The following is a 25,466-nucleotide window of genomic DNA, read 5'->3' as shown; positions in this document are numbered from 1 at the left end:
CCGTGGCGCTTGCCCTTGCCTGTCTCCTTGTGGTCCTGTCGGTCGCCTCGCTTTTCGTCGGGGTGATCGACCTGTCCTGGGCGGCGCTCTGGTCTGATCCGGCGGCCTTGGAACTGCTGGTGGTCAGCCGCGCGCCGCGCACCATCGCCGTGGTGATCTCGGGCGGGGCCTTGGCGGTGAGCGGGGCCATCATGCAGATGCTGGTGCGCAACCGTTTCGTCGAACCGATGACCGCGGGCACGGGCCAAGGCGCGGCGCTTGGCATCCTTTTGGTCACCCTCTTCGCGCCGGGGGCCTCAATCTTCGTCAAGATGGTCCTCGCCTCCCTCACCGCCCTTGCGGCGGGCGCGGGGTTTCTGGCCATCGTGCAGCGCCTGCCCCCAACCCAGCCCTTGCTGGTGGCGCTGGTGGGGCTGATCTACGGCGGCATCCTTGGGGCGGCGGTCACCTTCATCGCCTATCAGGCGGACCTGCTGCAATATGTCGAGATTTGGATGAACGGTGAATTCTCCGGCGTGTTGCAAGGCCGGTATGAGCTGCTGTGGCTGGTGGCGCTGGTGGCGGCGCTGACCTATCTCGCCGCCGATCAATTCGCGATCATCGGCATGGGCCGCACGGCCAGCATCAACCTTGGCCTGAACTACGGGCAGACGATGGTGCTCGGGCTGCTGGCCATTTCCATCGTCACCGCCCTAACCGTAGTGACAGTGGGTCTGATCCCCTTTGTCGGGCTGGTCGTGCCCAATATCGTGGCCCGGCTGGCAGGCGACAACCTACGGCGGAGCCTGCCGCTCACCGCGATGACCGGCGCGGGCCTCGTGCTGCTGTGCGACATTCTCGGGCGGCTGATCCGCTATCCTTATGAGATCCCCGTAGGCACGGTATTCGGCGTGGTGGGCGCCCTGCTGTTCCTGTGGTTGCTGCATGGGCCGAAACGCCATGTATCCTAAGCGTCTTTGGTGGCTTCTGGCGCTGCTGGGCCTTTGCATCGCGCTCTATCTCGGGCTCGGCGCGCGGGGGAACTGGGGCTTTGTCCTATCGTTTCGCGCCAATAAACTGATCGCCCTGCTGCTGGTCGCCGTCTCGGTCTCGACCGCCACGGTGCTGTTCCAGACCATCACCCGCAATCACATTCTGACGCCTTCGGTCATGGGGTTCGATGCGCTTTATCTGCTGACGCTGACGGTGCTGATCTTCGTGCTCGGCGGCCAGACTTTTACCCAACTGCCTGAGATTGCGCAGTTTCTGGTGAACAGCCTCCTGCTGATGGGGGCCGCACTGGCGCTTTTCGGCACTCTCTTGCGCCGCGGCGGACATGACCTGTTTCGCATGATCCTGACGGGCATCATCTTTGCCGGGCTGTTCCGGTCGGTCTCAAGCTTTCTGCAAAGGGTCATCGACCCCAATGAATTCATGGTCCTACAGGCCAATGCCTTTGCCCGTTTTGGCCGCGTCGATACCCCGCTTCTCACCCTCGCCGCCCTCTTGACCGGCGGCGCGCTGATCGCCGCTTGGCGGATGCGCCACCGGCTCGACGTGCTGTCGCTGGGCGATGAAAGCGCCGTCAATCTCGGCGAAGACCCGAAGCGCGGCATGTTCCAAGTGCTGGTCCTCGTGTCGATCCTCGTCTCGGTCTCGACCGCGCTGGTGGGGCCGATGGCCTTTCTCGGCCTCTTGGTGGTCAGCGTCGCGCGGCAGATCACCCCGGTGATGTTTCATAGCATCATGCTGCCCTCGGCGGGACTGGTATCGGCCATCACGCTGGTCGGCGGGCAGATGGTGCTGGAGCGCGCCCTGCGCTCCTCGACCCCGCTTGTCGTCATCGTCGATGTGCTTGGCGGCCTTGTCTTTCTAATCCTGCTGCTGCGGAGGAAACCCAGATGATCACCATCCGTGACCTGAACCACGACCGGGACGGCAAGCCGACCCTGCGCGAGATCGATCTGACCTTGCAGAGCGGCGGGATCACGGCGCTGATCGGCCCCAACGGCGCGGGGAAATCGACGCTTCTGTCGCTGATCGCCCGGCTGATCCCGCTTCAGCACGGGCAGATCATGGTCGATGACCTGCAAATCGGCGCCTGCGCGAACGACGCATTGGCCCGACGCTTGGCCATCCTGCCCCAAACCAGCGATGCGGCCCCCCTGCTGACGGTCCGCGAGTTGGTGAGCTTTGGCCGCTACCCCTACCACAAGGGCCGCCCGAGCGCGGAAGACCGCGAAAGGGTGGAGGCAGCACTGGCCACCTTCGACCTTGCCCCCCTCGCCGAGCGCCGCCTCGACACGCTCTCAGGCGGGCAACGCCAGCGCGCGCAGGTGGCCATGACCTTTGCGCAGGAGACCGATTATATCCTGCTCGACGAGCCGCTTAACAACCTCGACATCGCGGCCTCGCGCGGCCTGATGCACACATTACAAGACCTCGCCCGCACCCATGACCGGACCATCGTGATCGTGCTGCACGATATCAATTACGCCGCCGCCTATGCCGATCAGATCGTGGCGATGAAGGACGGACGGATCACGCATCACGGTGCAGCGCGAGAGGTTGTGACGGATGCGATGCTTTCGGAGGTTTATGGGACTTCGGCCCGGGTGCATCGTATTGGGGATACGGTTGTGGTGGCTGTTTGAGGGGGGGGCAAGGGGCGATTGGCTAAGGTCGGAACCCATCTCTGCGCTACAAGAAGAGCATTCCATCCCCTCCTGAGAACAAGAAAAACCGCCTGCGGAGGCGGCTTTATCTAATTGATCTCTAGGAGAGATTGGCTCCGGCGGTAGGGATCGAACCTACGACCAATTGATTAACAGTCAACTGCTCTACCGCTGAGCTACGCCGGAATGCCTATGTCTGTCTTTCGGGCAACGCCCTCGGACAGCGGCTCTTTAACGCGGGCGGTCCGGGGTGCGCAAGAGCAATTGACCGATTGAAGTGAATTTTTTTCGATTATCTGCAAACGCCCGTGAAATGCGCCCCGCGACACGGTTCGGCACCGGGGGCCGGCATCACAGGTCCGTTACACATCTCCTCCCCCGGCGCTTAGGGCTGGACGGGTTGCGCGGGCTGCGGTTGAAACTGGGCTCGTATGAACAACTCAATGTCCTGAAAGGGAAAACATGACCTTCCTCTCCCCCTACCAGCCGCAGATACTCTCGCTTTTCCGCATCATGTCGGGGCTCTTGGTGCTGCAACATGGCACGACCAAGATCCTTAGCTTTCCAGCCGGGCCGATGAACGGCGTGTCGATCGCCTCGATGGGTGGAATCGCGGGCGTGATCGAATTGGTCTTTGGCGTCTTGCTGGTGATCGGCCTGTTCTCGCGCCTGTCAGCCTTTATCCTGAGCGGCTTGACGGCGGTGGCCTATTTCATCGCGCATATGCCGCAGGGGTTCTTTCCGCTGCTGAATGGCGGTGAACTGGCGGCGCTTTACAGCTTTGGCTTTCTCTACCTCGCAGCCGCCGGGCCGGGGCCGTGGTCGGTCGACGCGATGCGCGGGCAAGGCTGAAAACAAAACGGCATGGCCCTGGAACGGGCCATGCCAAACTCACATGGGCAAAGACGCCCGGATCAGAAACCCGCCGCCTGCCCGTCTTTGCGCGGATCGGACCCGGCGGAATATCCGCCCTCGGGCAGACGCTGCACCAGCTGCGCGCCGCCGAAACCGAAAGCGTTGTCCGGCGCTTCGACATGGACGACATGACCCAAATCGCGCAGCCCTTGCAAAAGCTCGGGCGCCATCGCCGGCTCGCAAGCCACTTCCAGCCCCGACAGAATGCGCCAGCGCGGCGCATCGGCGGCGACCTGAACGTCCTGCCCCCAAAGCTGCGTGCGCAGCAGCAGTTGCATATGACCTTGGGCCTGAATCGGGCCGCCCATCATGCCATAGGCCATCAGGGGCTGGCCGTTCTTCATCGCGAAGCCGGGGATGATCGTATGGAAGGGCCGCTTGCCCCCCGCCACGATATTCTGATGCCCCGGCTCGGTGGTGAAGCCAAAGCCGCGGTTCTGCATCGATACGCCCGTCCCCGGCACCACCACGCCCGAGCCGAAGCCCGCGTAGTTCGACTGGATGAAGCTGACCATCATGCCCGACGCATCCGCCGTGCTCATCAGAACCGTGCCGCCTTGCTTGGGCGCGCCCGCGCCAAAGTCCTGCGCCTTCTCGGTCGAGATCAGCGCGGCGCGGGACTTGAGGTACGCGGGATCGAGCAGCGCCTTTTCGTCGACCTCCGTCATGGCCGTCCGATCCGCCACATAGGCATGCAGATCGCTATAGGCGAGTTTGCAGGCTTCGATCTGCAAATGCACCGCCATCAGGTCGTCTGCGCCATGCGCGCGGATATCGCTATGCTCCAAAATGCCGAGCGCCATTAGCGCGGCGATCCCCTGCCCGTTTGGCGGAATTTCATGCAGTTCCACATCGTCAAAACTTTGGCTGATCGTGCCACACCATTCGGGCTTATTGGCCGCCAGATCCGCCATGGTCATCGCGCCGCCATTGGCCTTGGCATGGGCCACGATCTCTTCGGCGATCTCCCCCTCGTAAAAGGCGCGGCCATTGGTCTCGGCGATCAGCCGCAGGGTGCGTGCGGCGCCGGGGTTGCGGAACCGCTCGCCCGCGCGCGGGGGGCGGCCCTCGGGCAGAAATGTCTCGGCAAAGCCCGGCTGCTTGCCCAAAACCTCGGCCCCGCGCGCCCAGAGCGTCGCGATGGTGGGCGAGACGAGGAAGCCCTCTTCGGCATAGCGGATCGCCGGGGCCAGCACCGTTGCCAGATCAAGCTTGCCGAACTTCTCCATCAATTCGACCCAAGCGCTGACCGCGCCCGGCACGGTGACACTGTCCCAACCATGCTCGACCATGCCATCGGGGAACCGCTCAGGCGACCAAGCCGCAGGCGCGCGGCCCGAGGCGTTGAGCCCATGCAGCTTCTCCCCATCCCACAGGATGCAGAAAGCGTCAGAACCCAGCCCATTGCCCGTAGGCTCCACCACCGTCAGCGCCGCGGCGGTGGCGATCGCCGCATCCACCGCATTGCCCCCCTGCTGCATCATCAAGAGACCGGCCTGCGTGGCCAAAGGTTGAGAGGTCGCGACGACATTGTCGGCAACCACAGGAGATCGGTGGGACGGGTAAATGGGATCGTGACGAAGCATAGCTGTCCTTTGCTTGGGTAAGGCCAGCGGCGCGGTCAAACCGGCCGCCTGCGGCGTTGCCGGCAAAGTGAACGTGAATGCATCTGCATGCAACTGCCCAGCCGGAGAATTCCGCGGGGATAACGTGCTTGTTGGCGGCTTTGTTACCCGCCGCTGCCCGGGGACCTGCGCGCCGTGAGGCGCAGCATCTTGCGGTGGTGGCGGAAACTCCGCTCGCAATGGCCCGGGGTGAAGATCATGACCCAAAGCGCCCAAAGAACGCTCACCTCCCGGTATTGCCACGCCCTTGCACAGAGCGACTGATCGGCATCGGAGAAGATACAATTATGCAGGATGCGAGACCAGTCTCTTACGTTAACCAACATCTGGAACCTCCTTTTCGCTGAGCGATGGGGCGTCTCGCCGCCATCGCCAAGGATCTGGTCCCCCCGGATGTTTAGAATGCTGGCCGAAAATTCTGCCGAGAATAAGGCGGAGGGCTGGTAAGACCGTGCCGGGCAAATGTAACGAAGTTGCAAAGCGGGGGTACGCTAGGGGCGTATGCGATGACAGCCCGGTCGGGGGCGGTGCTATCGTGCAGGTGTGGGTGGCGGAGACGAAGGGATTCGAACCCTCGAGACCCTTCCGGGCCTACTCCCTTAGCAGGGGAGCGCCTTCGACCACTCGGCCACGTCTCCGTCGACCCGTCTAAAGAGGTCGCGCCCGAGGGGCAAGGCGAAATTCGTGGGAAATTCTGCATTTCTTGCGGTGGGTTTCTTTTTCCCGCCCGCTGATCCACCGCGCTGAGACAGGATACTGCGTGATCAACTGTGCTGCTGTGCAGCAGCAGCCATCCCAGCAGCCCCAACCACTGGCATTTCCCTGCCATTTGTCGTGGCTGTAGCAACTTACACGGCAGCGTGAATAACTTGTGAAACAATGCGAGGGATATAGCAACTAACTGAATATATACAGAAAAACAGACCGCAGCCTTCCTCCGAACAAGCAAAACGCCCCGCCCCACCTCCAATCTCGCAACCGCAGCGAAACTTTCACGGCGGAGCGCCCGTTACTTCACCACAAACAATGACATCGCACTGACGCGATTTAAGAGAAACCTGAAGGAACACGCTATGAAACTCATCATGACCACCGCCGCCGCCGCTTTGATCTCCACCGCTGCCGTTGCCGACAACTCCACCCGTCACAACGACATTTTCCTCGACACTTCGGTGAACGCTGACGCAAGCGACGTCTATGGCAACAATGACCGTATGCGGAACCCGCATGCCTCGACCAAGGCGAACGACATCATGCTGAACACCGCCGACACCGACAAGAACCGCGACACCGTGATGAGCACACGCAACGCCCTGCGCAGCCCCGGTGAAGGCTATGTCTACGGTGGCTTTGGCACGGGCAACGACAGCAAGTAAGCTGTTGCCCTAACAAACAAAAAGCCCGGCAGCGCGCGCTGCCGGGCTTTTTACGTGTGCGGAAGCCTTGCCCCCTGCCCCGCTGATCAGGTGTTGAACAAGAAGTGCAGCACGTCGCCGTCTTTGACGATATAGCCCTTGCCTTCAGCCCGCATCTTGCCTGCTTCTTTTGCAGGGCCCTCACCGCCGAGGCTTACGAAATCATCATAGGCGATGGTCTCGGCACGGATGAAACCCTTTTCGAAATCACCGTGGATGACCCCCGCCGCCTTGGGCGCGGAGGTGCCGGACTTGATGGTCCAAGCGCGCGCCTCCTTGGGGCCGACGGTGAAATAAGTCTCTAGGTGCAAAAGCTCATAGCCCGCGCGGATCAGCCGGTCGAGCCCGGCTTCCTTCAGCCCCATTTCTTCAAGGAACATCTCGGCCTCTTCGGCTTCGAGCTGGCTGATCTCTTCCTCGATCTGGGCCGAGATCACCACATGGGAATTGCCCTGTGCGGCGGCCATCTCGGCGACTTTGGCGGAATGTTCGTTGCCTTCGGCGGCCTCGGATTCGCCCACGTTGCAGACGTAAAGCACGGGCTTGGTGGTCAGCAGCTGCAGCATGCGCCAAGCCTTGGCGTCGTCCTCGTCGACCTCGACCACGCGGGCGGGCTTGCCGTCTTCCAGCGCTTCCAGCGCCATGCGCATCAGACGCTCTTGCTGGACCGCTTCCTTGTCACCGCCCCGCACCTTGCGAACGATGTTTTGCAAACGTTTTTCGATGCTCTCAATATCGGCGAGCATCAGTTCGGTGTCGATGGTCTCGGCATCGGCCACGGGGTCAACGCGGCCTTCGACATGGGTCACGTCGCCGTCTTCAAAACAGCGCAGCACATGGGCGATGGCGTCGACTTCGCGGATGTTGGCGAGGAACTGGTTGCCCAAGCCTTCGCCCTTCGACGCACCTTTGACCAGACCGGCGATGTCGACGAATGTCATGCGCGTGGGGATGATGCTTTTCGAACTGGCGATCTCGGCCAGCTTGTCGAGCCGCGCATCGGGCACCGCCACCTCGCCGACATTGGGCTCGATGGTGCAGAACGGAAAATTCGCCGCCTGCGCCGCAGCGGTGCGGGTCAGCGCGTTGAAAAGGGTCGATTTGCCGACGTTCGGCAGACCGACGATGCCCATTTTGAAACCCATGACGATACCCCTATAAAAGCTGCGCGTGTGTTAGGGGTAAGGGCCGCAAAGCGCAAGGCTCAGCGCGCGCGTCGGTCCTGATGCGCCTGATAGATCAGGATCCAAGCCAGCAGGATGAACATCGGATGCGTCAACCCGCCCGAGAAGATGATCGCGGGCAGCCAGATCAGGAAGACCACGATGGACAGGATCGGCCGTCCGATCAGCAGGATCGACAGCGGCGGCAGGAAAAGGGCGAGTACATAATTCATGGCCCATGAGATAGGAGGCTTTGCGCAAAATGGAAGGGCGCGGCGTGCCATAGGCGCCCACCGGAGGCGAATTTTGCCGCCCCCTGCACCGCGGTGGATTGATTTTCACCGCGACATTCGGCATTGCCGAGGAAAGCACCAAATGAGGCAAGCCACATGACCCGTATCGACGCCAAATTCGAAGACCTCCGCGCCCGCGGCAAAAAGGCGTTTGTCTCCTATGTGATGGCGGGCGACCCGGATTTCGACCGTTCGCTGGAAATCGTGCGCGGCCTGCCTGCTGCCGGGGTCGACATCATTGAGCTTGGCCTGCCCTTCACCGATCCGATGGCCGATGGCCCAACGATCCAGCTTGCCGGTCAACGCGCCCTCGAAGGGGGCATGACGCTGAACCGCACGCTGGAAATGGTCCGCGCCTTCCGCGAGAATGACGACACGACACCCATCGTGCTGATGGGCTATTACAACCCGATCTATTCCATGGGCGTCGAAAACTTCCTGAAAGAGGCCAAAGACGCCGGGATCGACGGGTTGATCGTGGTCGACTTGCCGCCCGAAGAAGACATCGAGCTTTGCCTGCCCGCGCAGGACGCCGGGTTGAACTTTATCCGCCTCGCCACACCCACGACAGACGACAAGCGCCTGCCGCGCGTGGTGCAGAACACCTCCGGCTTCGTCTATTATGTCTCGATCACCGGCATCACCGGCTCGGCCGAAGCCAATGCCGCGGACGTCTCGCCCGAGGTGGCGCGCATCCAAAAGGCCAGCGGCCTGCCCGTCATCGTGGGCTTTGGCGTGAACACGCCCGAGAAAGCCCGCGCCATCGCCGAAGTGGCCGACGGTGTGGTGATCGGCTCGGCCATCGTAAGCCGGATCGCCAATGGCGACAGCGCAAAGGATGTGCTGGGCTTTGTGAAGTCACTGGCCGACGGGGCGCATTCAGCGTAACCCCCCTCTCCCTGGGAATCGACCCCAAGCCCGCGCTGCCCCACTGGCCGCGCGGGCTTTTTCGTTGCCGCAGCCTTCCCAATTGCCAAGCCCCCCACCAGTTGCTACCAAAAGTTAACCCATTCAGCACAGGTGGCCCATGCCCGTCATCACCAGCATCGACGATCTCAAACGTATCTACAAACGCCGCGTCCCGCAGATGTTCTACGACTACGCGGAATCGGGCAGCTGGACCGAGCAGACTTTCCGTGAGAATTGCAGCGATTTTGACCAAATCCGCCTGCGCCAGAGGGTCGCCGTGGATATGTCGGGGCGCAGCACGGCGACGCAGATGATCGGCGAGGACGTGGCCATGCCGGTGGCCCTCGCCCCCGTGGGCCTGACGGGGATGCAATGTGCCGACGGGGAAATCAAAGCCGCGCGCGCAGCCGAAGCCTTTGGCGTGCCCTTCACCCTGTCGACCATGTCCATCAACTCCATCGAAGACGTGGCAGAGGCGACGACGAAACCCTTTTGGTTTCAACTCTATACCATGCGCGATCAGGATTATGTCAGCCGCCTGATCCAGCGCGCGAAGGACGCGAACTGCTCGGCCCTCGTCATCACGCTTGATCTGCAAATCCTCGGACAGCGCCACAAAGACCTGAAAAACGGCCTTTCCGCCCCGCCCAAACTGACGGTCAAAACACTCGCCAACCTTGCCACCAAATGGGGCTGGGGGCGCGAGATGCTGGGCGCGAAGCGGCGGCATTTCGGCAATATCGTGGGCCATGTGCATGGGGTCACCGACAACGCCGACCTTGGTGCTTGGACGGCGGAGCAGTTCGATCCCTCTCTCGATTGGGACAAGATTGCCAAGATCAAAGAGCAATGGGGCGGCAAGGTCATCCTCAAGGGCATTCTGGATGCCGAGGATGCGCGCATGGCACTGAAAGTCGGGGCCGATGCGATCATCGTCAGCAACCACGGCGGGCGGCAGCTCGATGGGGCGCTAAGCTCGATCCGTATGCTGCCAGAGATCCTCGACGCGGTGGGCGACCAGATCGAAGTGCATCTCGATGGCGGTATCCGCTCGGGTCAGGACGTCCTCAAAGCCATGGCCATGGGGGCCAAGGGCACCTACATCGGGCGCGCCTTCATCTATGGGCTGGGCGCGATGGGGCAGCCGGGCGTGACCCGCGCGCTGGAGGTGATCCACCGCGAGTTGGATCTGACCATGGCGCTCTGCGGAGAGACGCAAATCGCCAACCTCGGGCGGCACAACCTGCTGATCCCGCGCAACTTTGGCGGTGATTGGCAGGAACGGCCGCGCGATCCGGGCACATGCTGATCTTTCTCAGCCGCGACCTTACCTTTCTCGCCACGCCAAAAACCGGGACCACCGCTGTCGAAATGGCGCTGAAGCCCGAGGCCGAGATCATCTTTTCGCGGGGGCGCAAACATCTGACGGCCCTGCGTTATCGGCGGCGCGTTCTGCCCTTTTTGCAGGAAACCTTCTCGGCCTCCCCCGAGGCTTTGGCGGTGATGCGCAACCCTGTCGAGCAAATCCGAAGCTGGTATCGCTACCGCAGCCAGCCCCGGCTGGATGGCAAACCGCTCAGCACCAAGGGGCTGAGCTTCGAGGACTTCGCGCTTGAAGTCATTTCCGACACGCCCCCGCCCCGCGCGCAGATCGGCAGCCAGTTTTCCTTTCTGACCTCTGACCGTGAAGACCTGCTGGTCGAGCACCTCTTCGCCTATGAACGCCAACCGGCCTTTCGCGATTTTCTGGCCGAAAGACTGGGGCGGGAGGTCAAGCTCAAGCCCAAGAACGTCTCACCCGATCTGCCCGCGCCCCTGTCGCAGGAGGTCGAATCCCGCCTGCGCGCCGCACGCGCCAAGGAGTTCGCCCTCTATGACCGGCTTATGGCGGCGGACGGCTATCTGCGCACGCCGCAGTAATAGCGCCGCCCCGGCCCTTTTGCCCTTTCCAGCCGGGCAAAACCGGTCTATACGCGCGGCTTCACGCGGGAATACAGCCTTGGAGGATTCCCGCCCTAACAAATTTGGAGACTAAAATGGCCGGAGAGATTCCTGATCTTGAAGCCCAGGTACGCGCGGGGACAGGCAAGGGCGCCGCTCGCCAAGCACGTCGTGACGGCATGGTTCCTGGTATCGTATTTGGTGGCGACAAAGAGCCGCTGCCGATCAACATCCCCTTCAACAAGCTGCTGACCAAGCTGCGCGCAGGCCGCTTCAAAGCGACCCTGTTCAACCTCAAGGTTGAAGGCCACGACGACGTTCGTGTGATCTGCCGCGACGTTCAGCGCCACGTTGTCAAGGACCTGCCCACGCACATCGACCTGATGCGCCTCAAGCGGACCACCAAGATCAACCTGTTCATCAACGTCGACGTCAAAGGCGAAGAAGAATGCCCCGGCCTGAAAAAGGGTGGCGTGCTCACTCTGGTCCGTCCGGAAGTTGAACTGGTCGTCACCGCCGCGGACATCCCCGAGCATGTGACCGTCGACATCACCGGCCTCGAAATCGGCGACAGCGCGACCATCAGCCGCGTCGACCTGCCCGAGGGTGTGAAACCCACGATCGACCGCGACTTCGTCGTCGCCACGATCTCTGCACCTGCTGGTCTGGCCGCGTCGGATGACGACGATGACGACACGGCAGCGGACGAAGTGCCGACAACCGAAATGGGCCCGCCCGACGGTGAATAATAGCGCGCCGCAAGGCTGTGCTGAAACGGGGTCGCATCGCGCGGCCCCGTTTTGCGTTTGGGGCCCGATTTCTTTCAAAGAAATCGCCCCGGAAATTCTAAAAATTTCCGGCGACCTTGGGGACATTCTCCCGCCCCGCTTGTTAAGATAGGCGAAACCAAAGGAGACCTCGCCCATGAAACTGATCGTCGGCCTCGGCAATCCGGGCGCGAAATATGCCCGCAACCGTCACAACATCGGCTTCATGGCGCTGGACCGCATTGCCGATGACCACGGGTTTTCCCCGTGGAAGGGCAAGTTTCAGGGCAGCGTCAGCGAGGGGCGTTTCGGCTCTGACCGGGCGGTGCTGCTCAAGCCCGAAACCTTTATGAACAACTCCGGCCAATCGGTTCAGGCGGCGATGAAGTTCTACAAGATCGACCCCGCTGATGTGATTGTTTTTCATGACGAATTGGACCTCGCCCCCGGTAAGGTCAAATGCAAGACCGGCGGCGGCCATGCAGGCCACAACGGGCTGCGTTCGATCCACGCGCATATCGGGGCGGACTATGACCGTGTGCGCATGGGCATCGGCCACCCCGGCCATAAGGACGCGGTGGCGGGCTATGTGCTGCGCGACTTCCCCAAAGCAGACGAAGGTTGGCTGGACGATGTGCTGCGCGGCGTCTCGGACGGGGCGGCGGATCTTGCACGGGGCGACACTGGCCGTTTCATGAATGCCGTGGCGCTGCGCGTGGCCCCGCCCCGCTCGGGCACCGGCAGCAAGGGGCCTAAGAAACCCACCGAAGCCCAGCCAAAGCCCGCCCCCAGCAAACCCGAGCCGGAGGCAGAGCCCCAATCGCCGCTGCAAAAGCTGATGGACCGCTTCCGCTGACGCTTTCGGCCTCACGCCCCTGCTGACGCCCCTCCTGACGCAATGTCGGGCTGGCCCCCGCCCCCGCGCCGTGGTTCACTGTGGGCCAACAGGGGGGATATCATGCGTACATTCGGAAAATGGCTGGGCCGGGTCTTGCTGGCGCTTTTGTTGGCGGCCATCGTCATCGGCCTTTGGAAGCGGGAAGAGATCGAACGGCTCTTGGCGGTGAACTCTCTCTTCTCCGAAGAGAAGATCGTGCACAACTTCAGCCATATGGACGGTGCTTTCCTCTCCGCCCCCGTTTCGCGCGGGGACGGGCTGACGACCGAGCTTCCCTATGGCCCCGAAACCGAACTGCCCGAGGCGGTGGACGACTGGATCGCGGCGCGGGACGTGACCGCGTTGGTGGTGCTGAAAGACGGCGCCATCGTCTATGAGAACTATTTCAAAGGCACCGGCCCCGAGGACCGCCGCATCAGCTGGTCGGTGGCGAAAAGCTATCTTTCGGCGCTGGTGGGCATCCTTCTGGAGGAGGGCCAGATCGCATCCCTCGACGATCCGGTGACCAAATATGCCCCCAGCCTGAAGGGCAGCGCCTATGACGGGGCCAGTCTGCGCAACGTGCTGCATATGGCCAGCGGCGTCACCTTTGACGAAGATTATCTGGACTACGATTCAGACATCAACCGCATGGGCCGGGTGGTGGCGCTTGGCGGCGAGCTCGACGATTTTACCGCCGAATTGTCCGAGACCTTCACCGCGCCGGGCAGCCAGTGGCAATATGTGTCGATCGACACCCATGTGATCGGCATGGTGGTGCGTGGTGCCACCGGGCGCAGCGTGCCCGAGTTGCTGAGCGAGAAGGTCATCGCGCCGTTGGGGCTGGAACATGCGCCCTATTACATCGTCGATGGCTCCGGCACCGCCTTCGTGCTCGGGGGCCTCAATATGACCACGCGCGACTATGCCCGTTTCGGCCAGATGTTCGCCCAAGGTGGGCAATGGAACGGCCAGCAAATCGTGCCCGAAGACTGGGTAACAGAATCAACCAGCCCCACCGCCCCCACCGCCGAGGGCCGCATCGGCTATGGCTACCAATGGTGGATCCCGCAGGGCGCGCCCGAGGGGGAATATATGGCGCGCGGCATCTATGGGCAGTACATCTATGTCGACAGCGCCCGTGATGTGGTCATCGCCACCAATGCCGCCGACCGCAAATTCCGTGAGGCGGGGGTGGCGGAACAAAACATCGAGATTTTCCGCCAGATCGCGGCCTCACTCGACGAGGAAAGCTGAGACAGAAAGGAAGCCATGACCCCGGACGACAGCATCAACGTTCTGAACCAGCCCCTCGCCATCTGCGGGACCGATCCGGTCACGGGCTTTTTCCGCGATGGCCATTGCAACACCTGCGCGCAGGATCAGGGCAGCCATACGGTCTGCGCGGTGATGACGGCGGAGTTTCTGGCCTATTCGAAATATGTCGGCAATGACCTCAGCACCCCGCGCCCCGAGTTTGGCTTTGCCGGGCTGAAGCCGGGCGACGCATGGTGCCTCTGTGCCGCGCGGTTCCTGCAAGCCGCGGATGAGGGCTGCGCCCCGCGGGTGCATCTGGCCGCCACGCATCTGCGCGCGCTCGATATCGTGCCGCTGGAGGTGCTGCGCGACCATGCCATCGACCCCAGCGAGGATTAACCATGCGCCTGCGCCTCTTGCCCCTCCTGCTGCTTCTGCCCGTCACCGCTTGGGCGGAAACCACCCTGCGCCCCGTCGATAGCGCCCGGTTAGAGACCTTCGACGCCGCCTTTGGCGTCGCCATGATGCAAGCGCTGAACGGGGGCGACGCGGGGGATGTGGCGATCTTGACCCGCGCGCTCTCTGGGCAACCTCAGGTCGCATTCTCCGCCGATTTGCAGGGCGATTGGTCTTGCCGCACGATCAAGCTGGGCGGGATCAGCCCGCTTGTGGCCTATAGCCCGTTCAAATGCCGCTTTACCGCCAGCAATCGCGGTTTCACCTTTGAAAAACTCACCGGATCACAGCTCACCAAGGGCGAGATTACCCTGCGCGAAGGCCGCGCGATCTATGCCGGGGTGGGCTATGTCCGGGGCGAAACGCCGCCCGATTATGCCGATCTGCCCGAAGATTTCACCTCAGGCGGCAAAGTACAAAGCGACGTGGCCGTGTTCCAGCGGGTCAGCCCCACCCGCGCGCGGCTGTTGTTCCCGTCACCGGCAGTGGAAAGCGATTTCGATATTCTGGAACTGACGCGCTAAGGCGCCACGCCGCCCTTAGGCCGCGTGGCAGAGTTGCAGTTTCGACTTGGGACGCGGCATCAGGGAATCGTCCATCAAGTCTTCGATAAAGGTGCTGAGAAGCTGGGTCCGCCCGGTCACGCCCGCCTTGCGGTAAATCGCATTGGTCTGCGCCTTTACGGTGCCTTCGGACGTGCCGCGCATCTCGGCAATATCGCGTGTATTCAAACCCTTGGTGAGAAAAATCGCCACGTCCCGCTCTGCCGGGGTGAGGTGCCATTCGCGAAAGTGTTCTTCGAGCACATCGGCGAATTCCACCGTACAATGACGCAGCGCCGTCTCTGCCCGCTCGGCCCGCTGGAGGCTCATCCGCAGTGCCATCCAGCCCAGAACGACCCCGAGAATCAGACCCAAAACCTGAATGCCCTTGTTCGGCCCAATGTCGGCCAGCGGGGTGCCGAAAAGCGTCACGCCGCGCCCCTCCAGTGCAAAAACGAGCACGAAATAGACAGTGGCGTTGAACTGTAGAGCGGCGATAACCCACAGTGCGATCTTTTTCTTATTATTCATGGTGAAGCCTTGCCTTGGTGTTCGCCGTATTTAACCGCGGCGGACCGAAGTGCAAGGGATGGCGGGCATGCGCCCTGATCAACCCTTAGTGATTTGGCACCCGCCCCGGGGGGCGAGTGCATTCTCTTGAGGCCAGTTCAGGGTTGCTTGGCTGGCCGGAAGACTGTTTTACCGCAATGCCTTAGCAGGCATCGAGCCGAACTCAGTGCGGGAAACGGTTCACTTTCTCGGCGTCTTGCGCGGCGGGGAAGACGGTGACGGTCACGTCGGATGTGTCTTCTGCGCGGAAGGTGCCGCTGTTAAAGATGTCCAGCTTCACATTGTCGACCGCGTCGTTGCGGCTGGAGTAGGAAACGCCTGCATCAGCTTTGTCATTATAGCCGATTTGCTGGCCTTCCATGCCCTGTGCGAAAGCGGCGGAGCCTGCTGTGGCAAGGATCAGGGCGGTGGTTGCGAGTGTCTTTTTCATGTCGTGTCCTTTCGGGGGAAAGTGAGTGGCGCGCGGCGATCAGCGCGGGAAACGGTTGACCGAAGCGTCGCTCTGCGCGGTCGGGAAGACGGTGATGGTCACGTCGGACAGGTCTTCGGCGCGCAGGATGCCTTCTTTGAAGACTTCCAGCTTGGTCTCGTCCACGGCTTCGCTGCGGCTGGAGTAGGAAACGCCATTGTCGGTCTTGTCGTTATAGCCGATGCGCTGGCCTTCCATGCCTTGAGCGAAAGCAGCAGTGCTTGCGGTGGCGAGGATCAGTGCGGTTGTTGCGAGTGTCTTTTTCATCGTTTTAGCCTTTCGGGGGAGAAAGTTAGGGGGAGGAGCCGTGGCCCGCGTTTAGCGGACGAAACGGCCATCTTCTTGTGCGTCTTGTGTGGTGACGAATACGGTCGCTGTCGCCTCGGCAGGTGTTTCGGCGCGCAGGTCGTCAAAGCTCAGAGCGTCGGAAGTGACGTTGCGTGTCGAATAGGCGGCGTCTGCGTTATCTGCGGTATAGCCGACCTGCTGGCCTTCCATGCCCTGTGCGAAGGCGGCGGTGCCTGCTGTGGCAAGGATCAGTGTGGCGGTTGCGAATGCGTTTTTCATGTCGTGTTCCTTTCAGTCCCGGGTTGGGTTGCGAGCCGCTCATCGGTGACGCGGCGTCGTTGGGATGACAGGAAAAAGGGCATTCGAGGGGGGATTGGCTATCTGCCGCGGGTTTAAATCGTCCGATCTAAACCCCTGTAAGAGCGTCGTAAACTTTGGTTTACGAAGCCAATCGGGCGCTAAATACGGGGGTGGATTGCCTTAGCGTCAAGCCTGCAAGGGCGAAACGGGGTTTCGCGGGCAGGCGCGCGGGCTGCAACGAAAGGCTAGCCGGTCTTTTCGCGATGTGAAAGTTTTTTCGCGCTTTTTCGGCAAAGAACTTTGGCCCCTGCCCAAAGTTTATGCGCAAATCACATACCGCGCGTTGTCGCATAAAAAACGGGCCCGCGTTTTCACGCGGCCCCGTCAAACTCGACTCGGATTCGGATGGGAATTTAGGCGAATTCACCCATGTCGAAGTCCAATGCGCGGGCAACGGTGAAGATGTCCTTGTCGCCCCGGCCACACATGTTCATCACCAGCAGGTGATCCTTGGGCAGTTCCGGCGCGATCTTGAGTACATGCGCCAGCGCGTGGCTCGGCTCAAGCGCCGGGATGATCCCTTCAAGCGCGCAGCACAGCTGGAACGCCTCCAGCGCCTCGCGGTCGGTGATCGAGACATATTGCGCCCGGCCGATGTCATGCAGCCAGGAATGCTCGGGGCCAATGCCGGGATAGTCCAGCCCGGCAGAGATCGAATAACCCTCAAGGATCTGCCCGTCGTCGTCCTGCAACAGGTAGGTACGGTTGCCATGCAGCACGCCCGGACGCCCACCGGTGAGCGAGGCGCAATGCTCCATCTTCTCGTCCACGCCCTTGCCGCCGGCCTCGACGCCGATGATGTTCACCGATTTGTCGTCGAGGAAGGGGTAGAACAGGCCCATGGCGTTGGAGCCCCCGCCGATGGCGGCGATCACCGTGTCGGGCAGACGGCCCTCGGCCTCTTCCATCTGGGTGCGGACTTCCTTGCCGATGATCGACTGAAAGTCGCGGACCATCGCCGGATAGGGGTGCGGCCCGGCCACGGTGCCGATGCAATAGAAGGTGTCGCGCACGTTGGTCACCCAGTCGCGCAGCGCGTCGTTCATCGCGTCTTTCAGCGTGCCGCGGCCGGAGGTCACCGGGACCACCTCGGCGCCCAGAAGACGCATGCGGAAGACGTTGGGGGCCTGACGTTCAACATCATGCGCGCCCATGTAGACCACGCATTTCAGACCGAACTTGGCGCAGACCGTCGCCGTGGCCACACCGTGCTGGCCCGCGCCGGTCTCGGCGATGATGCGCTTCTTGCCCATGCGGCGGGCGAGGATGATCTGCCCCAGCACGTTGTTGATCTTATGCGCGCCGGTGTGGTTCAACTCGTCGCGCTTCATATAGACCTTGGCACCGCCCAGATGCTCGGTCAGCCGCTCGGCGTGATAGAGCGGACTGGGGCGGCCGACGTAATGGGTCCAGAGGTCGTGCATCTCGGCCCAGAAACTGTCGTCGGTCTTGGCCTTCTCATATTGTTCTTCCAGCTCAAGAATGAGCGGCATCAGCGTTTCCGAGACAAAGCGCCCGCCGAAATCGCCGAAACGGCCCTGTTCGTCGGGGCCGGTCATGAAGCTGTTGAAAAGATCGTTGGCCATTGCGCCTCTCCTAGAATGTCGCGTCAGCCTTACCGCAGCCCGCCCGCCTACGCCACCATGAGTTTCGCCAAGCGGCGGCAGGGGGCGGTGTGGGGCGGCTAGTCGAACAGTTTGAACAACTCGCGTCTGACCGCATTCTCCAACTCATCCTTCACGATATCCTCGGTCGAGCGGGTGTCGTCGGGTGCGATGTTCAATTCCTCCTGTATTTTCTGGCGCACCACTTCTTCGGCCTGCTGCTTTTCTTCGGCAAAGTTCAGATCAATCGCGGCGCGCAGGTCGGCCTTGATCTCAGGCTCAGCCCAAGGCCCCCTGATCCGCACCGGCACCGCCAGCCCACCGCGCGACGCATTGACGCGCAGCGCCTTGGGCGTGACCGTATAATCCAGCCTCTGCGCCCCCAGATCGACCTGCCCTGCCCCCGTCGCGTTGAAATTCGGCAGCAGCATCAGCAGATCGTCGTTGCGCAAGACGCCCTTGGCGATCTCGAACGTCGCTTGGACGGAATCGAACACCGTGCTGCCGCCTTCGGCATCGACGGAGCCAAGCAGCGCGTCCAAGTCGATCCCCGCAATCGTGCCGCGCCCCATGGACAGCGCGCCAGAGCCGCTGAGCGAGCGCATGATCGCGTCAATGGACTGCCCCACCCCGAGGAACGACAGTTCGGCATCGCCCGCCCCGGTAAAGCGCGTCACCCCGGCGGTATCCTCTAGCAGGTCGCGCATCTGCACGTTCTGCGCTTGCAGCCTGCCGCCCACGGACAGGCCATCGCGGTTGTTCATCACAAACTCCCCCGCGACCTTGCCGCCATAGGCGTTCATATCCTGCAGATCAAAGACCATTCGCGCGCGCTCATTGCGCAGCACGGCACGGGTGGGGCCAAGGTCGAGCTGCCCCAGATCGACGCTTCCCGCGCTCAGGGCGATGTTCCCGTCAAAAGCCGCGAGCCAATCGGCGTTGATCTCTTGCCGTGACCAGCCCTCTGTCTCCGCCGTAGCGGTGCTATCGGCACCTGCGGCCTGACCCGTTTCCTCGGACAGGGCCGAAAGGTCCAGCGCCCCGGTCCGCAGGTTTGCGGTGATCCGCGGCCTGCCGTTCAGGGCCAGATCGGCCTGCCCGGCCAGACTGTTGCCGCCCAAATCCACCGCGAGATTGCGCAGCGACAGACGCCGATCCGCCGTCAGGGTCAGCCCAGATCGCAGATCGACCGACCGGCCCAAACCGCGTGGCAGCGTCACAGCGCCCGCGCCGAGCGACGCCAGAAACCGCACCGTATCGGGGCTGTCGATCCGAATATCCCCCGCCAGCGCCCCGTTGAGCGCGCCGCGCCCGTCGAACAGGGCTTCACCCCCGCCCGTCGTAACCTCCGCCCGCAGCGGCTGCACGCCGCCCTCCAGAAAATCCGCAAATCCTTCGATCCGCGCAGCAAGCTGAACCGGCTCGCTCGCTGGCGCCATGCTGGCGGTGATCTCCGCCGCCCCGCCCCGCTCGGGCCAGTCCAGCGCCAGATCGACACCGTCGTAGCGCAGCACATCCGCCCCTTCCGCGTCATAGATCAGCGTGGCATCGGTTACCGTGAGTTTCTGAATGCTTAGTGGCCGCCGGTTAGCGTTCGGCGCGCTCTCGGTTTCCAACCGCGCGCCGCTGGCGCTGTCGGTGAACTGCCAACTCGCCCGCCCATCAAGGCGTTGCTCCAACCGGATCACCGGACTTTGCGCCGCGATATTGGTGATCCGTATCTCACCACGCAAAAGCGCGCCCGCATCCACCCCAATCGCCGCATTGGCCGCCGTCAGCAGCGCGCCCTTGTCGGTCCAATCGGCATTGCCGACCTCAAGCCCGCCCGCGGTCACCCCCAGCACCGGCCAGAGCGTCACGCCCACATCGCCGGTGATCGACACCTCCCGCCCGGTCATCCGGCTGAGTTGCTCACTGGCGATCCGCGCGATCCGTTCGCCGGGCAGCAGGAACAGCGCCCCCAGCATGATCACGACGATCAGCAACAGCGCGCCGATGACCCGTATAATCCATCTCATGGCTCTCTCCTCCTGCCCGGCGGCTCTTTCCCCGCTCATCCGCTTGCCTTATAGCGCAAGCCATGAGCACAAACCCACCCAATCTGCGCCCCGACCTCGCCCCGCAGGCGAAGATCAGCGATCCCGCCCGCCCCGGCCAGCCGACCATCGGCATGGTCAGCCTCGGCTGTCCCAAGGCATTGGTCGATTCCGAACGCATCCTGACCCGGCTTCGCGCCGAGGGCTATGGCGTTTCGCCCGATTACGCGGGCGCTGATGCGGTGATCGTGAACACCTGCGGGTTTCTCGACAGCGCCAAGGCCGAAAGCCTTGATGCCATCGGCGAGGCGCTGACGGAAAATGGCAAGGTGATCGTCACCGGCTGTCTGGGGGCCGAGCCCGATTACATCCGCGAACATCACCCCCGCATCCTCGCCGTCACCGGCCCGCACCAATACGAACAGGTGCTCGACGCGGTGCATGGCGCGGTGCCGCCCGCGCCCGATCCCTTCATCGACCTTCTGCCCGCGCAGCAGGTCTCGCTCACGCCACGGCATTACAGCTACCTCAAGATTTCCGAGGGCTGTAACCACAAGTGCAAGTTCTGCATCATCCCCGACATGCGGGGCCGGTTGCAAAGCCGCCCCGCCCATGCGGTGATGCGCGAGGCCGAGCGGCTGGTCGACAATGGCGTCAAGGAACTGCTGGTCATCAGCCAAGACACCTCCGCCTACGGGGTCGACATCAAACATGCCGAAGACCGCGGCCACCGCGCGCATATCACCGATCTGGCGCGGAATCTCGGCTCGCTCGGCGCATGGGTGCGGCTGCATTACGTTTACCCCTACCCGCATGTGCGCAAGTTGATCCCGCTGATGGCCGAAGGCCTCGTACTGCCCTACCTTGACATTCCATTCCAACACGCGCATCCGGACGTGCTGAAACGCATGGCCCGCCCCGCCGCTGCGTCGAAAACCCTCGACGAGATCGCCGCATGGCGCGACACCTGCCCCGGCATCACCCTGCGCTCGACCTTCATCGTCGGCTATCCGGGTGAGACGGAAGCGGAGTTCCAGACCCTGCTCGATTGGCTGGACGAAGCGCAGCTCGACCGGGTCGGCTGCTTCCAATACGAAAACGTCGAAGGCGCGCGGTCGAACGCGCTGCCGGATCATGTGGCGCCCGAGATCAAACAAGACCGTTGGGAGCGCTTCATGGAAAAGGCGCAGGCCATTTCCGAGGCCAAGCTCGCCGCCAAGGTCGGCAAACGCCTCGACGTGATCGTGGATGAGATCGACGAAGACGCCGCCACCTGCCGCACCAAATCCGACGCGCCCGAGATCGACGGCAATCTCTTCATCGACGAGGATTTCCAGAACCTCAAGGTCGGCGACATCGTCACCGTCGAAGTCGAAGAGGCGGGCGAATACGACCTTTGGGGACGTCAGATCACCTGACGCCCCCGCGGGCTGCTCTCAGGCGTAAGCGCCTGCCGAATAGGTCAGCTCATAGCTGTGGCTATAAAGCTCAAAGACGATGCCGAAGGGGTCTTCGACATAGACCATGCGGTAGGGTTTCTCGCCCGGGAAATATTCCCGCACCGGCATCCGCTGCTTGCCGCCCGCCGCGATGATCCGCTCCAGCAGACCTTCGACATCGGGGTCTTGGATGGCGAAGTGGAAGGTGCCGTGGCGCTTATGCTCCAGCTTTTCTTCGGGGGCGTAGTTGCCCGGGAACTCGAAGATTTCGATTCCGATGCCATCCGCTGTCGCCAGATGGGCGATGCGCAGCGAACCCCAGCCGGGGCCGAAGACATCGGTGCACATGACGCCGATGGCGCTGTCTTCTTCCACCGCTTCGGTGGGCTGCATCACGACATAGAACCCAAGAACTTCGGAATAGAATTTCACGGCGGCGTCGAGGTCCGGCACGGATAGGCCGATGTGGGAAAAGGTACGGGGGGTGGTCATATGCGGTCTCCTGTTTGCGTTGAGGTTGAGATAGACAGGCGCACCCCACATGTGAAATTATCAAATCTCATCGAAATCATAACGAACTGTTTGCCATGCTGAACGCCACTTGGCTTGAGACCTTCACCACCCTTTGCGAGACCGGCCATTTCACCCGCACGGCGCAGCGGCTCAACATGACCCAGCCGGGGGTGTCGCAGCATCTGCGCAAGCTGGAAGACCAGTTGGACCAGCCGCTGATCGCGCGCGAGGGCAAAAGCTTCACCCTGACCCCGGCGGGCGAAGCGTTGTTTGAAACCGGCCTTGCCCGCCGCCGCGAAGAGCAACGCTTGCGCGAACGCATCGCGACCGACCTGCCCGACCGGGGCGTGGTGCATATCGCCTGCTCCGGCAGTTTCGCCATGCTGCTCCAGCCGCTGCTGCTGGAGTGGATGGCCCAAGCGCCCGACCTCTCCCTCCATCTCGAAGCCGCCCCCCAAGCCACGATCCGCGCCGGGCTGCTCGATGGGCGGTTTGATCTGGGCGTGCTGGCCGATGACCCTGCCCACGCAAGGCTCGAGGCCCGGCATCTGGGGCGCGAGGAACTTTGCCTCGTGCTGCCGGTTAATGCATTGGAACGGATAGAAAGTTTTGCCGATCTCGAAAGCCGGGGCTTCATCGCCCACCCCGATGGCTTCGCCTATGCCGACGATCTGCTCCAGCTCAATTTCCCGGAAAGCTATCCGGGGGCCGACCGGATGCGCCTGCGTGGCTATGTGAACCAGATCGGTCAGATCCCAGCGGCAGTGGCGCGGGGCGTGGGCTATACGCTTTTGCCCCGCAGCGGGGTCGAAACCTTTGCCGCCAAGGACCGGCTCAGGCTGCTGCCTCTGCCCAAGCGGCGTTGGCATGACCTCTGGCTCGCCTCCCGGCGCGGGCGCCCCCTGCCCGCGCGGATGGTGAAGACGGCGGAACTGATCGCAGAGGCGGCGGAACAGCTACGATAGCGGACGCATCACAGATATTGTGGAACAAAACACCCCCGCTACTAGATATACTATCATGGAAGGGCGAGATTGCGGAGAGACTTGAACATGTTCCCTTTCTGTTCTATATGTAGAACGCAGTAGCAGAGGAATGACCACATGTCTTTTCAACCTCAGTTTCCCGGCATCTTCGACCTTGAGCAGCAAGGCAGCCCGCCCCGTGGCAGCGATAGCGCGCAGCCCAAACAGGCCGACCGCCGCATGCCCGCGACCGAGAAACAGATGCAATACGCCCAGTCCCTCGCCAAGCGAACGGGCGAAGACCTCCCCAAAGGCATCGAAGCGGATCGCGCGGCGGTGTCGGAATGGATCGACGCCCATAAACCGCAAGCGTTGGAGGGGCCCTTTGCCGCCTACCCTTCCGCCAAACAGGTCGCCTTTGCCGAACGCATCGCGCGCTTGAAACGCCGCGATGTCCCGCAGGAGTGTTTTCGCGACAAGACCCTGATGTCGCGCTGGATCGACGGCAACAAACCGCGCTGATCCACCCGGCTCTGCGCTTTACCTTTCGTCACCCATGGCAGAGGGCGGTTTCGCTGCTACCTTTCTGTCATGGGCTATCCGACCTCCATCGCTGAGACTTTGGCCGACGGCACCGTGCATGTGCTGAGCCTTGGCTTCGCCATTCCAGCCAGCATCCTTTTGATGATCCATGCCGCCGGGCAAGAGGGGCAATTGACCGCCACCGCGATCTACGCGGGCTGCATCCTTGCCTCTTTCACTGCCTCTGCCATCTATCACCTGCTGCCCTTCGACCGCAGCCGCGCCTTCCTGGGCCGGGTCGATCATGCGGCGATCTATTTCAAGATTGCGGGCACCTATACGCCGCTGGTGATGGTGATCGGCTCTGGCTTTGCCTATGGCATCCTCGGCGTGGTCTGGGCGCTGGCGGTGATCGGCGCGGTGGCCAAGCTCTGGTTCTGGCGCACCGATGCGCGCGGATCACTCGCGCTCTACCTCGGCATGGGCTGGCTCTCGGTCCTGTTAATCTACCCGATGTGGCACAATCTGCCGGGGGCGGCACTGGCGCTGGTGGCCGCGGGCGGGCTGACCTATTCGGCGGGCACTTTGGTCTATGCCCATCCCGGCATGCGCTATCAAAACGCGATTTGGCACGTCTTCGTGCTGGTCGCCACGGCCTGTTTCTTTGCCGCCATCGCGCTCAGCCTTTAGCCCGCGGGCCCATCCAGATAGGCCCGCACGCAGGTCTGCACATGGCGAAACCGATCGCCGCCCAGATGTTTGCCGCCGTACCAGCGAGTGACGACGATCAGATGATCGGTCAGCCCCTCACGCTCCAACATCCGCAGGATCACCATGCCCGCGCCGGATTCGCCATCGTCGCCTTTGAGCGGGCCGCCATCCGACAGCAGCACCGCCCAAGTGTTATGCGTGGCCTTGGCGTAGGATTTGTCGCGTTTGAGGTCTTTCAACGCGGCATCGACCTCGGCCCGGTTGCGCGCAGGGCAGCCCGACACCGCATATTTCGACCCGCGGTCGTTCAGCACCTGCCCCAGTTTGCGCAAACCGTTAAAGCCCCGCCATTGTGCGCCGCACGATATCAATCCGGGCGTTATTGGGCGGATGGGTGCCAAGGAAACGGTCGCCGGGATCGGGAATGCGGGTAAAGAACTCGGCCCCGCGCAGCGGGTCATAGCCCGCCCGCGCGGTGATGATCGTGCCAAGGGCGTCGGCCTCAAGCTCGAAATCCTTGGAATAACGCCGCGCGCCGACCTCTGCACCCAATTCCTGCGCCGTGCGCACGGCATTGGCATCGCCCCCGCTCAGCGTGGCGAGACCGGCAAAGATCACCGCGCCTGCCATGGCGTTCTGTTGCTGGCGTCCGATATGGCCCGCGATGTGATGCGCGGCCTCATGGCCCAGCACGAAGGCAAGCTCGTCTTCGTTGCGGGCATCGGCGATCAGCGCCAATGTGAACGCCACGATGGGGCGGCCGTTTTTGTCAAGCGTTTGGAAGGCATTGGCCGGTTGGCCGGGGCGGTCGTCGACCACGATATTGAAATCACAGTTCATCCCCGTCGTCCGATTGCGACACTCCCGTTCGGCCACAGGTTCGAGCGTGCGGACCACCTGAACAAAGCTCCGCGCCGCCGCGCTTGCGCTCAGCCGCGGGCTTGTCTGCCCCGTGGTCTGCGGCCTGTCGGCCGGGATCGGCCCTGTTTGGATCGGTGCCACCTCACAGGCAGAAAGCAGGGCGATGACGGCAAATGCGCCAAGGGCATTTAACAATTTCACGGCTGATCCTCGCTCGGGGGTCCTTGAGCCACCTGTCTATCACGACGCCCTGCCGCCGCCACCCCCGTTCACGGCGCTTTGACACCCCACGGCGGTCTTGCGCTTGGCGTCAC

The 25,466-nt window shown here is 62.6% G+C and carries 30 protein-coding genes and 2 tRNA genes; 17 read left to right on the top strand and 15 right to left on the bottom strand.

Translation table 11 applies throughout. From position 1 onward, the window contains the following. Nucleotides 1-2: 2 nt before the first annotated feature. Genes ACGYLO_RS09835 through ACGYLO_RS09825 form a run of 3 tightly spaced genes read left to right on the top strand, consistent with a single transcriptional unit; the run spans nucleotide 3 to nucleotide 2,633 of the window. Nucleotides 3-950, top strand: a complete 948-nt coding sequence (locus ACGYLO_RS09835; RefSeq protein ID WP_209217408.1) for an ABC transporter permease — start codon at nucleotides 3-5, stop codon at nucleotides 948-950. Next, nucleotides 940-1,884, top strand: coding sequence for an iron chelate uptake ABC transporter family permease subunit (locus ACGYLO_RS09830; protein ID WP_271689386.1), 945 nt, complete (start codon nucleotides 940-942; stop codon nucleotides 1,882-1,884). Before ACGYLO_RS09835 ends, ACGYLO_RS09830 begins: the two co-directional genes overlap by 11 nt. Further along, nucleotides 1,881-2,633 (top strand): ABC transporter ATP-binding protein, encoded by a 753-nt coding sequence (locus ACGYLO_RS09825; RefSeq protein WP_271689385.1) that lies wholly within the window; start codon nucleotides 1,881-1,883, stop codon nucleotides 2,631-2,633. The genes ACGYLO_RS09830 and ACGYLO_RS09825 overlap by 4 nt, the downstream gene beginning before the upstream one ends. A gap of 132 nt (nucleotides 2,634-2,765) precedes the next feature. Here the strand turns inward: ACGYLO_RS09825 and ACGYLO_RS09820 are convergent. After that, nucleotides 2,766-2,840: transfer RNA gene (locus ACGYLO_RS09820), tRNA-Asn, on the bottom strand. A gap of 276 nt (nucleotides 2,841-3,116) precedes the next feature. Here ACGYLO_RS09820 and ACGYLO_RS09815 point away from each other — a divergent pair. Beyond that, nucleotides 3,117-3,506: a DoxX family protein gene (locus ACGYLO_RS09815; protein ID WP_271689384.1), complete on the top strand. Its 390-nt coding sequence runs from the start codon at nucleotides 3,117-3,119 to the stop codon at nucleotides 3,504-3,506. A gap of 62 nt (nucleotides 3,507-3,568) precedes the next feature. On the opposite strand, the gene ACGYLO_RS09810 is transcribed toward ACGYLO_RS09815, so the two are convergent. The 3 genes from ACGYLO_RS09810 to ACGYLO_RS09800 all read right to left on the bottom strand — a co-directional run bounded on the left by ACGYLO_RS09810 (nucleotide 3,569) and on the right by ACGYLO_RS09800 (nucleotide 5,832). Continuing rightward, the gene (locus tag ACGYLO_RS09810; RefSeq protein WP_271689383.1) at nucleotides 3,569-5,155 is read right to left on the bottom strand and encodes a gamma-glutamyltransferase family protein; all 1,587 of its coding nucleotides are present in this window, start codon (nucleotides 5,153-5,155) and stop codon (nucleotides 3,569-3,571) included. A gap of 143 nt (nucleotides 5,156-5,298) precedes the next feature. Then, on the bottom strand, nucleotides 5,299-5,520 hold the full coding sequence (locus ACGYLO_RS09805; protein ID WP_394376400.1) for a hypothetical protein: 222 nt from the start codon (nucleotides 5,518-5,520) through the stop codon (nucleotides 5,299-5,301). A 222-nt stretch (nucleotides 5,521-5,742) separates the two neighbouring features. Continuing rightward, a tRNA-Ser gene (locus tag ACGYLO_RS09800) sits at nucleotides 5,743-5,832 on the bottom strand. Nucleotides 5,833-6,267: 435 nt separating this feature from the next. Here ACGYLO_RS09800 and ACGYLO_RS09795 point away from each other — a divergent pair. After that, a complete protein-coding gene (locus ACGYLO_RS09795) occupies nucleotides 6,268-6,570 on the top strand; it encodes a hypothetical protein (protein WP_271689382.1) in 303 nt (100 codons plus the stop codon). Nucleotides 6,571-6,656: 86 nt separating this feature from the next. On the opposite strand, the gene ychF is transcribed toward ACGYLO_RS09795, so the two are convergent. Further along, nucleotides 6,657-7,754 (bottom strand): redox-regulated ATPase YchF, encoded by a 1,098-nt coding sequence (gene ychF, locus ACGYLO_RS09790; protein WP_271689380.1) that lies wholly within the window; start codon nucleotides 7,752-7,754, stop codon nucleotides 6,657-6,659. 59 nt (nucleotides 7,755-7,813) lie between these two features. Then, complete coding sequence (locus ACGYLO_RS09785; protein ID WP_067261693.1) at nucleotides 7,814-8,005, bottom strand: hypothetical protein; 192 nt, start codon at nucleotides 8,003-8,005, stop codon at nucleotides 7,814-7,816. A 156-nt stretch (nucleotides 8,006-8,161) separates the two neighbouring features. On the opposite strand from ACGYLO_RS09785, the gene trpA reads away from it, so the two are divergent. The 8 genes from trpA to ACGYLO_RS09745 all read left to right on the top strand — a co-directional run bounded on the left by trpA (nucleotide 8,162) and on the right by ACGYLO_RS09745 (nucleotide 14,796). Beyond that, on the top strand, nucleotides 8,162-8,953 hold the full coding sequence (gene trpA, locus ACGYLO_RS09780; RefSeq protein ID WP_271689379.1) for a tryptophan synthase subunit alpha: 792 nt from the start codon (nucleotides 8,162-8,164) through the stop codon (nucleotides 8,951-8,953). Between the two features lie 139 nt (nucleotides 8,954-9,092). Continuing rightward, nucleotides 9,093-10,283, top strand: a complete 1,191-nt coding sequence (locus ACGYLO_RS09775) for an alpha-hydroxy acid oxidase (RefSeq protein WP_067261685.1) — start codon at nucleotides 9,093-9,095, stop codon at nucleotides 10,281-10,283. Next, on the top strand, nucleotides 10,277-10,894 hold the full coding sequence (locus ACGYLO_RS09770) for a hypothetical protein (protein WP_271689378.1): 618 nt from the start codon (nucleotides 10,277-10,279) through the stop codon (nucleotides 10,892-10,894). The genes ACGYLO_RS09775 and ACGYLO_RS09770 overlap by 7 nt, the downstream gene beginning before the upstream one ends. Before the next feature lie 116 nt (nucleotides 10,895-11,010). After that, a complete protein-coding gene (locus ACGYLO_RS09765) occupies nucleotides 11,011-11,664 on the top strand; it encodes a 50S ribosomal protein L25/general stress protein Ctc (RefSeq protein WP_271689377.1) in 654 nt (217 codons plus the stop codon). A gap of 175 nt (nucleotides 11,665-11,839) precedes the next feature. Further along, on the top strand, nucleotides 11,840-12,538 hold the full coding sequence (pth, locus tag ACGYLO_RS09760; RefSeq protein ID WP_271689376.1) for an aminoacyl-tRNA hydrolase: 699 nt from the start codon (nucleotides 11,840-11,842) through the stop codon (nucleotides 12,536-12,538). Nucleotides 12,539-12,640: 102 nt separating this feature from the next. After that, a complete protein-coding gene (locus ACGYLO_RS09755) occupies nucleotides 12,641-13,816 on the top strand; it encodes a serine hydrolase (protein WP_271689375.1) in 1,176 nt (391 codons plus the stop codon). Between the two features lie 15 nt (nucleotides 13,817-13,831). Further along, nucleotides 13,832-14,215, top strand: a complete 384-nt coding sequence (locus ACGYLO_RS09750) for a DUF2237 family protein (protein WP_271689374.1) — start codon at nucleotides 13,832-13,834, stop codon at nucleotides 14,213-14,215. 2 nt (nucleotides 14,216-14,217) lie between these two features. Beyond that, nucleotides 14,218-14,796: a DUF4893 domain-containing protein gene (locus ACGYLO_RS09745; protein ID WP_271689373.1), complete on the top strand. Its 579-nt coding sequence runs from the start codon at nucleotides 14,218-14,220 to the stop codon at nucleotides 14,794-14,796. Nucleotides 14,797-14,811: 15 nt separating this feature from the next. Here ACGYLO_RS09745 and ACGYLO_RS09740 read toward each other — a convergent pair whose 3' ends face one another. The 6 genes from ACGYLO_RS09740 to ACGYLO_RS09715 all read right to left on the bottom strand — a co-directional run bounded on the left by ACGYLO_RS09740 (nucleotide 14,812) and on the right by ACGYLO_RS09715 (nucleotide 20,123). Next, complete coding sequence (locus ACGYLO_RS09740) at nucleotides 14,812-15,345, bottom strand: LuxR C-terminal-related transcriptional regulator (protein ID WP_271689372.1); 534 nt, start codon at nucleotides 15,343-15,345, stop codon at nucleotides 14,812-14,814. 202 nt (nucleotides 15,346-15,547) lie between these two features. Then, the gene (locus ACGYLO_RS09735) at nucleotides 15,548-15,814 is read right to left on the bottom strand and encodes a tryptophan synthase subunit beta (protein WP_271689371.1); all 267 of its coding nucleotides are present in this window, start codon (nucleotides 15,812-15,814) and stop codon (nucleotides 15,548-15,550) included. Between the two features lie 39 nt (nucleotides 15,815-15,853). Then, nucleotides 15,854-16,120 carry a tryptophan synthase subunit beta gene (locus ACGYLO_RS09730; RefSeq protein ID WP_271689370.1) on the bottom strand — a complete coding sequence of 89 codons (267 nt, stop codon included), beginning with the start codon at nucleotides 16,118-16,120 and terminating at the stop codon, nucleotides 15,854-15,856. 51 nt (nucleotides 16,121-16,171) lie between these two features. Next, nucleotides 16,172-16,420: a tryptophan synthase subunit beta gene (locus ACGYLO_RS09725; RefSeq protein WP_209217424.1), complete on the bottom strand. Its 249-nt coding sequence runs from the start codon at nucleotides 16,418-16,420 to the stop codon at nucleotides 16,172-16,174. Nucleotides 16,421-16,854: 434 nt separating this feature from the next. After that, nucleotides 16,855-18,087, bottom strand: coding sequence for a tryptophan synthase subunit beta (gene trpB / locus ACGYLO_RS09720; RefSeq protein WP_067263216.1), 1,233 nt, complete (start codon nucleotides 18,085-18,087; stop codon nucleotides 16,855-16,857). A 98-nt stretch (nucleotides 18,088-18,185) separates the two neighbouring features. Further along, nucleotides 18,186-20,123, bottom strand: coding sequence for an AsmA family protein (locus ACGYLO_RS09715; protein WP_271689369.1), 1,938 nt, complete (start codon nucleotides 20,121-20,123; stop codon nucleotides 18,186-18,188). A gap of 62 nt (nucleotides 20,124-20,185) precedes the next feature. Here ACGYLO_RS09715 and rimO point away from each other — a divergent pair, with 62 nt between their 5' ends. After that, nucleotides 20,186-21,559, top strand: coding sequence for a 30S ribosomal protein S12 methylthiotransferase RimO (gene rimO, locus ACGYLO_RS09710; protein ID WP_271689368.1), 1,374 nt, complete (start codon nucleotides 20,186-20,188; stop codon nucleotides 21,557-21,559). A gap of 18 nt (nucleotides 21,560-21,577) precedes the next feature. Here rimO and ACGYLO_RS09705 read toward each other — a convergent pair whose 3' ends face one another. Then, nucleotides 21,578-22,072, bottom strand: a complete 495-nt coding sequence (locus ACGYLO_RS09705; RefSeq protein WP_209217428.1) for a lactoylglutathione lyase family protein — start codon at nucleotides 22,070-22,072, stop codon at nucleotides 21,578-21,580. A 95-nt stretch (nucleotides 22,073-22,167) separates the two neighbouring features. Here ACGYLO_RS09705 and ACGYLO_RS09700 point away from each other — a divergent pair, with 95 nt between their 5' ends. From ACGYLO_RS09700 to ACGYLO_RS09690, 3 genes are all read left to right on the top strand, one after another. After that, nucleotides 22,168-23,058 (top strand): LysR family transcriptional regulator, encoded by an 891-nt coding sequence (locus ACGYLO_RS09700; protein ID WP_276154467.1) that lies wholly within the window; start codon nucleotides 22,168-22,170, stop codon nucleotides 23,056-23,058. A gap of 138 nt (nucleotides 23,059-23,196) precedes the next feature. Further along, entirely contained in the window at nucleotides 23,197-23,580 is a 384-nt protein-coding gene (locus ACGYLO_RS09695; RefSeq protein WP_394376399.1) for a hypothetical protein, read from the top strand. 69 nt (nucleotides 23,581-23,649) lie between these two features. Further along, nucleotides 23,650-24,270 (top strand): hemolysin III family protein, encoded by a 621-nt coding sequence (locus ACGYLO_RS09690; RefSeq protein WP_209217431.1) that lies wholly within the window; start codon nucleotides 23,650-23,652, stop codon nucleotides 24,268-24,270. On the opposite strand, the gene ACGYLO_RS09685 is transcribed toward ACGYLO_RS09690, so the two are convergent. Both ACGYLO_RS09685 and ACGYLO_RS09680 read right to left on the bottom strand, forming a co-directional pair. Beyond that, nucleotides 24,267-24,623 (bottom strand): YigZ family protein, encoded by a 357-nt coding sequence (locus tag ACGYLO_RS09685; RefSeq protein WP_271689365.1) that lies wholly within the window; start codon nucleotides 24,621-24,623, stop codon nucleotides 24,267-24,269. The two genes, ACGYLO_RS09690 and ACGYLO_RS09685, sit on opposite strands and share 4 nt — an antisense overlap. A gap of 4 nt (nucleotides 24,624-24,627) precedes the next feature. Further along, on the bottom strand, nucleotides 24,628-25,353 hold the full coding sequence (locus ACGYLO_RS09680; RefSeq protein ID WP_271689364.1) for a M48 family metallopeptidase: 726 nt from the start codon (nucleotides 25,351-25,353) through the stop codon (nucleotides 24,628-24,630). Between the last annotated feature and the right edge of the window lie 113 nt (nucleotides 25,354-25,466).

It is taken from the genome of Sulfitobacter sp. 1A13353, from assembly GCF_043557255.1.
GTDB lineage: Bacteria > Pseudomonadota > Alphaproteobacteria > Rhodobacterales > Rhodobacteraceae > Sulfitobacter > Sulfitobacter faviae.
Note: the sequence above shows the minus strand (reverse complement) of the source record. Positions and strands in the feature narration are given on the sequence as shown.

Bases quoted from the DNA above. Each gene is read 5' to 3' on its own strand.
- ACGYLO_RS09830 (WP_271689386.1), top strand. From the start codon at position 940: ATGTATCCTAAGCGTCTTTGGTGGCTTCTGGCGCTGCTGGGCCTTTGC.
- ACGYLO_RS09825 (WP_271689385.1), top strand. From the start codon at position 1,881: ATGATCACCATCCGTGACCTGAACCACGACCGGGACGGCAAGCCGACC.
- ACGYLO_RS09815 (WP_271689384.1), top strand. From the start codon at position 3,117: ATGACCTTCCTCTCCCCCTACCAGCCGCAGATACTCTCGCTTTTCCGC.
- ACGYLO_RS09810 (WP_271689383.1), bottom strand. From the start codon at position 5,155: ATGCTTCGTCACGATCCCATTTACCCGTCCCACCGATCTCCTGTGGTT.
- ACGYLO_RS09805 (WP_394376400.1), bottom strand. From the start codon at position 5,520: ATGTTGGTTAACGTAAGAGACTGGTCTCGCATCCTGCATAATTGTATC.
- ACGYLO_RS09795 (WP_271689382.1), top strand. From the start codon at position 6,268: ATGAAACTCATCATGACCACCGCCGCCGCCGCTTTGATCTCCACCGCT.
- ychF (WP_271689380.1), bottom strand. From the start codon at position 7,754: ATGGGTTTCAAAATGGGCATCGTCGGTCTGCCGAACGTCGGCAAATCG.
- ACGYLO_RS09785 (WP_067261693.1), bottom strand. From the start codon at position 8,005: ATGAATTATGTACTCGCCCTTTTCCTGCCGCCGCTGTCGATCCTGCTG.
- trpA (WP_271689379.1), top strand. From the start codon at position 8,162: ATGACCCGTATCGACGCCAAATTCGAAGACCTCCGCGCCCGCGGCAAA.
- ACGYLO_RS09775 (WP_067261685.1), top strand. From the start codon at position 9,093: ATGCCCGTCATCACCAGCATCGACGATCTCAAACGTATCTACAAACGC.
- ACGYLO_RS09770 (WP_271689378.1), top strand. From the start codon at position 10,277: ATGCTGATCTTTCTCAGCCGCGACCTTACCTTTCTCGCCACGCCAAAA.
- ACGYLO_RS09765 (WP_271689377.1), top strand. From the start codon at position 11,011: ATGGCCGGAGAGATTCCTGATCTTGAAGCCCAGGTACGCGCGGGGACA.
- pth (WP_271689376.1), top strand. From the start codon at position 11,840: ATGAAACTGATCGTCGGCCTCGGCAATCCGGGCGCGAAATATGCCCGC.
- ACGYLO_RS09755 (WP_271689375.1), top strand. From the start codon at position 12,641: ATGCGTACATTCGGAAAATGGCTGGGCCGGGTCTTGCTGGCGCTTTTG.
- ACGYLO_RS09750 (WP_271689374.1), top strand. From the start codon at position 13,832: ATGACCCCGGACGACAGCATCAACGTTCTGAACCAGCCCCTCGCCATC.
- ACGYLO_RS09745 (WP_271689373.1), top strand. From the start codon at position 14,218: ATGCGCCTGCGCCTCTTGCCCCTCCTGCTGCTTCTGCCCGTCACCGCT.
- ACGYLO_RS09740 (WP_271689372.1), bottom strand. From the start codon at position 15,345: ATGAATAATAAGAAAAAGATCGCACTGTGGGTTATCGCCGCTCTACAG.
- ACGYLO_RS09735 (WP_271689371.1), bottom strand. From the start codon at position 15,814: ATGAAAAAGACACTCGCAACCACCGCCCTGATCCTTGCCACAGCAGGC.
- ACGYLO_RS09730 (WP_271689370.1), bottom strand. From the start codon at position 16,120: ATGAAAAAGACACTCGCAACAACCGCACTGATCCTCGCCACCGCAAGC.
- ACGYLO_RS09725 (WP_209217424.1), bottom strand. From the start codon at position 16,420: ATGAAAAACGCATTCGCAACCGCCACACTGATCCTTGCCACAGCAGGC.
- trpB (WP_067263216.1), bottom strand. From the start codon at position 18,087: ATGGCCAACGATCTTTTCAACAGCTTCATGACCGGCCCCGACGAACAG.
- ACGYLO_RS09715 (WP_271689369.1), bottom strand. From the start codon at position 20,123: ATGAGATGGATTATACGGGTCATCGGCGCGCTGTTGCTGATCGTCGTG.
- rimO (WP_271689368.1), top strand. From the start codon at position 20,186: ATGAGCACAAACCCACCCAATCTGCGCCCCGACCTCGCCCCGCAGGCG.
- ACGYLO_RS09705 (WP_209217428.1), bottom strand. From the start codon at position 22,072: ATGACCACCCCCCGTACCTTTTCCCACATCGGCCTATCCGTGCCGGAC.
- ACGYLO_RS09700 (WP_276154467.1), top strand. From the start codon at position 22,168: ATGCTGAACGCCACTTGGCTTGAGACCTTCACCACCCTTTGCGAGACC.
- ACGYLO_RS09695 (WP_394376399.1), top strand. From the start codon at position 23,197: ATGTCTTTTCAACCTCAGTTTCCCGGCATCTTCGACCTTGAGCAGCAA.
- ACGYLO_RS09690 (WP_209217431.1), top strand. From the start codon at position 23,650: ATGGGCTATCCGACCTCCATCGCTGAGACTTTGGCCGACGGCACCGTG.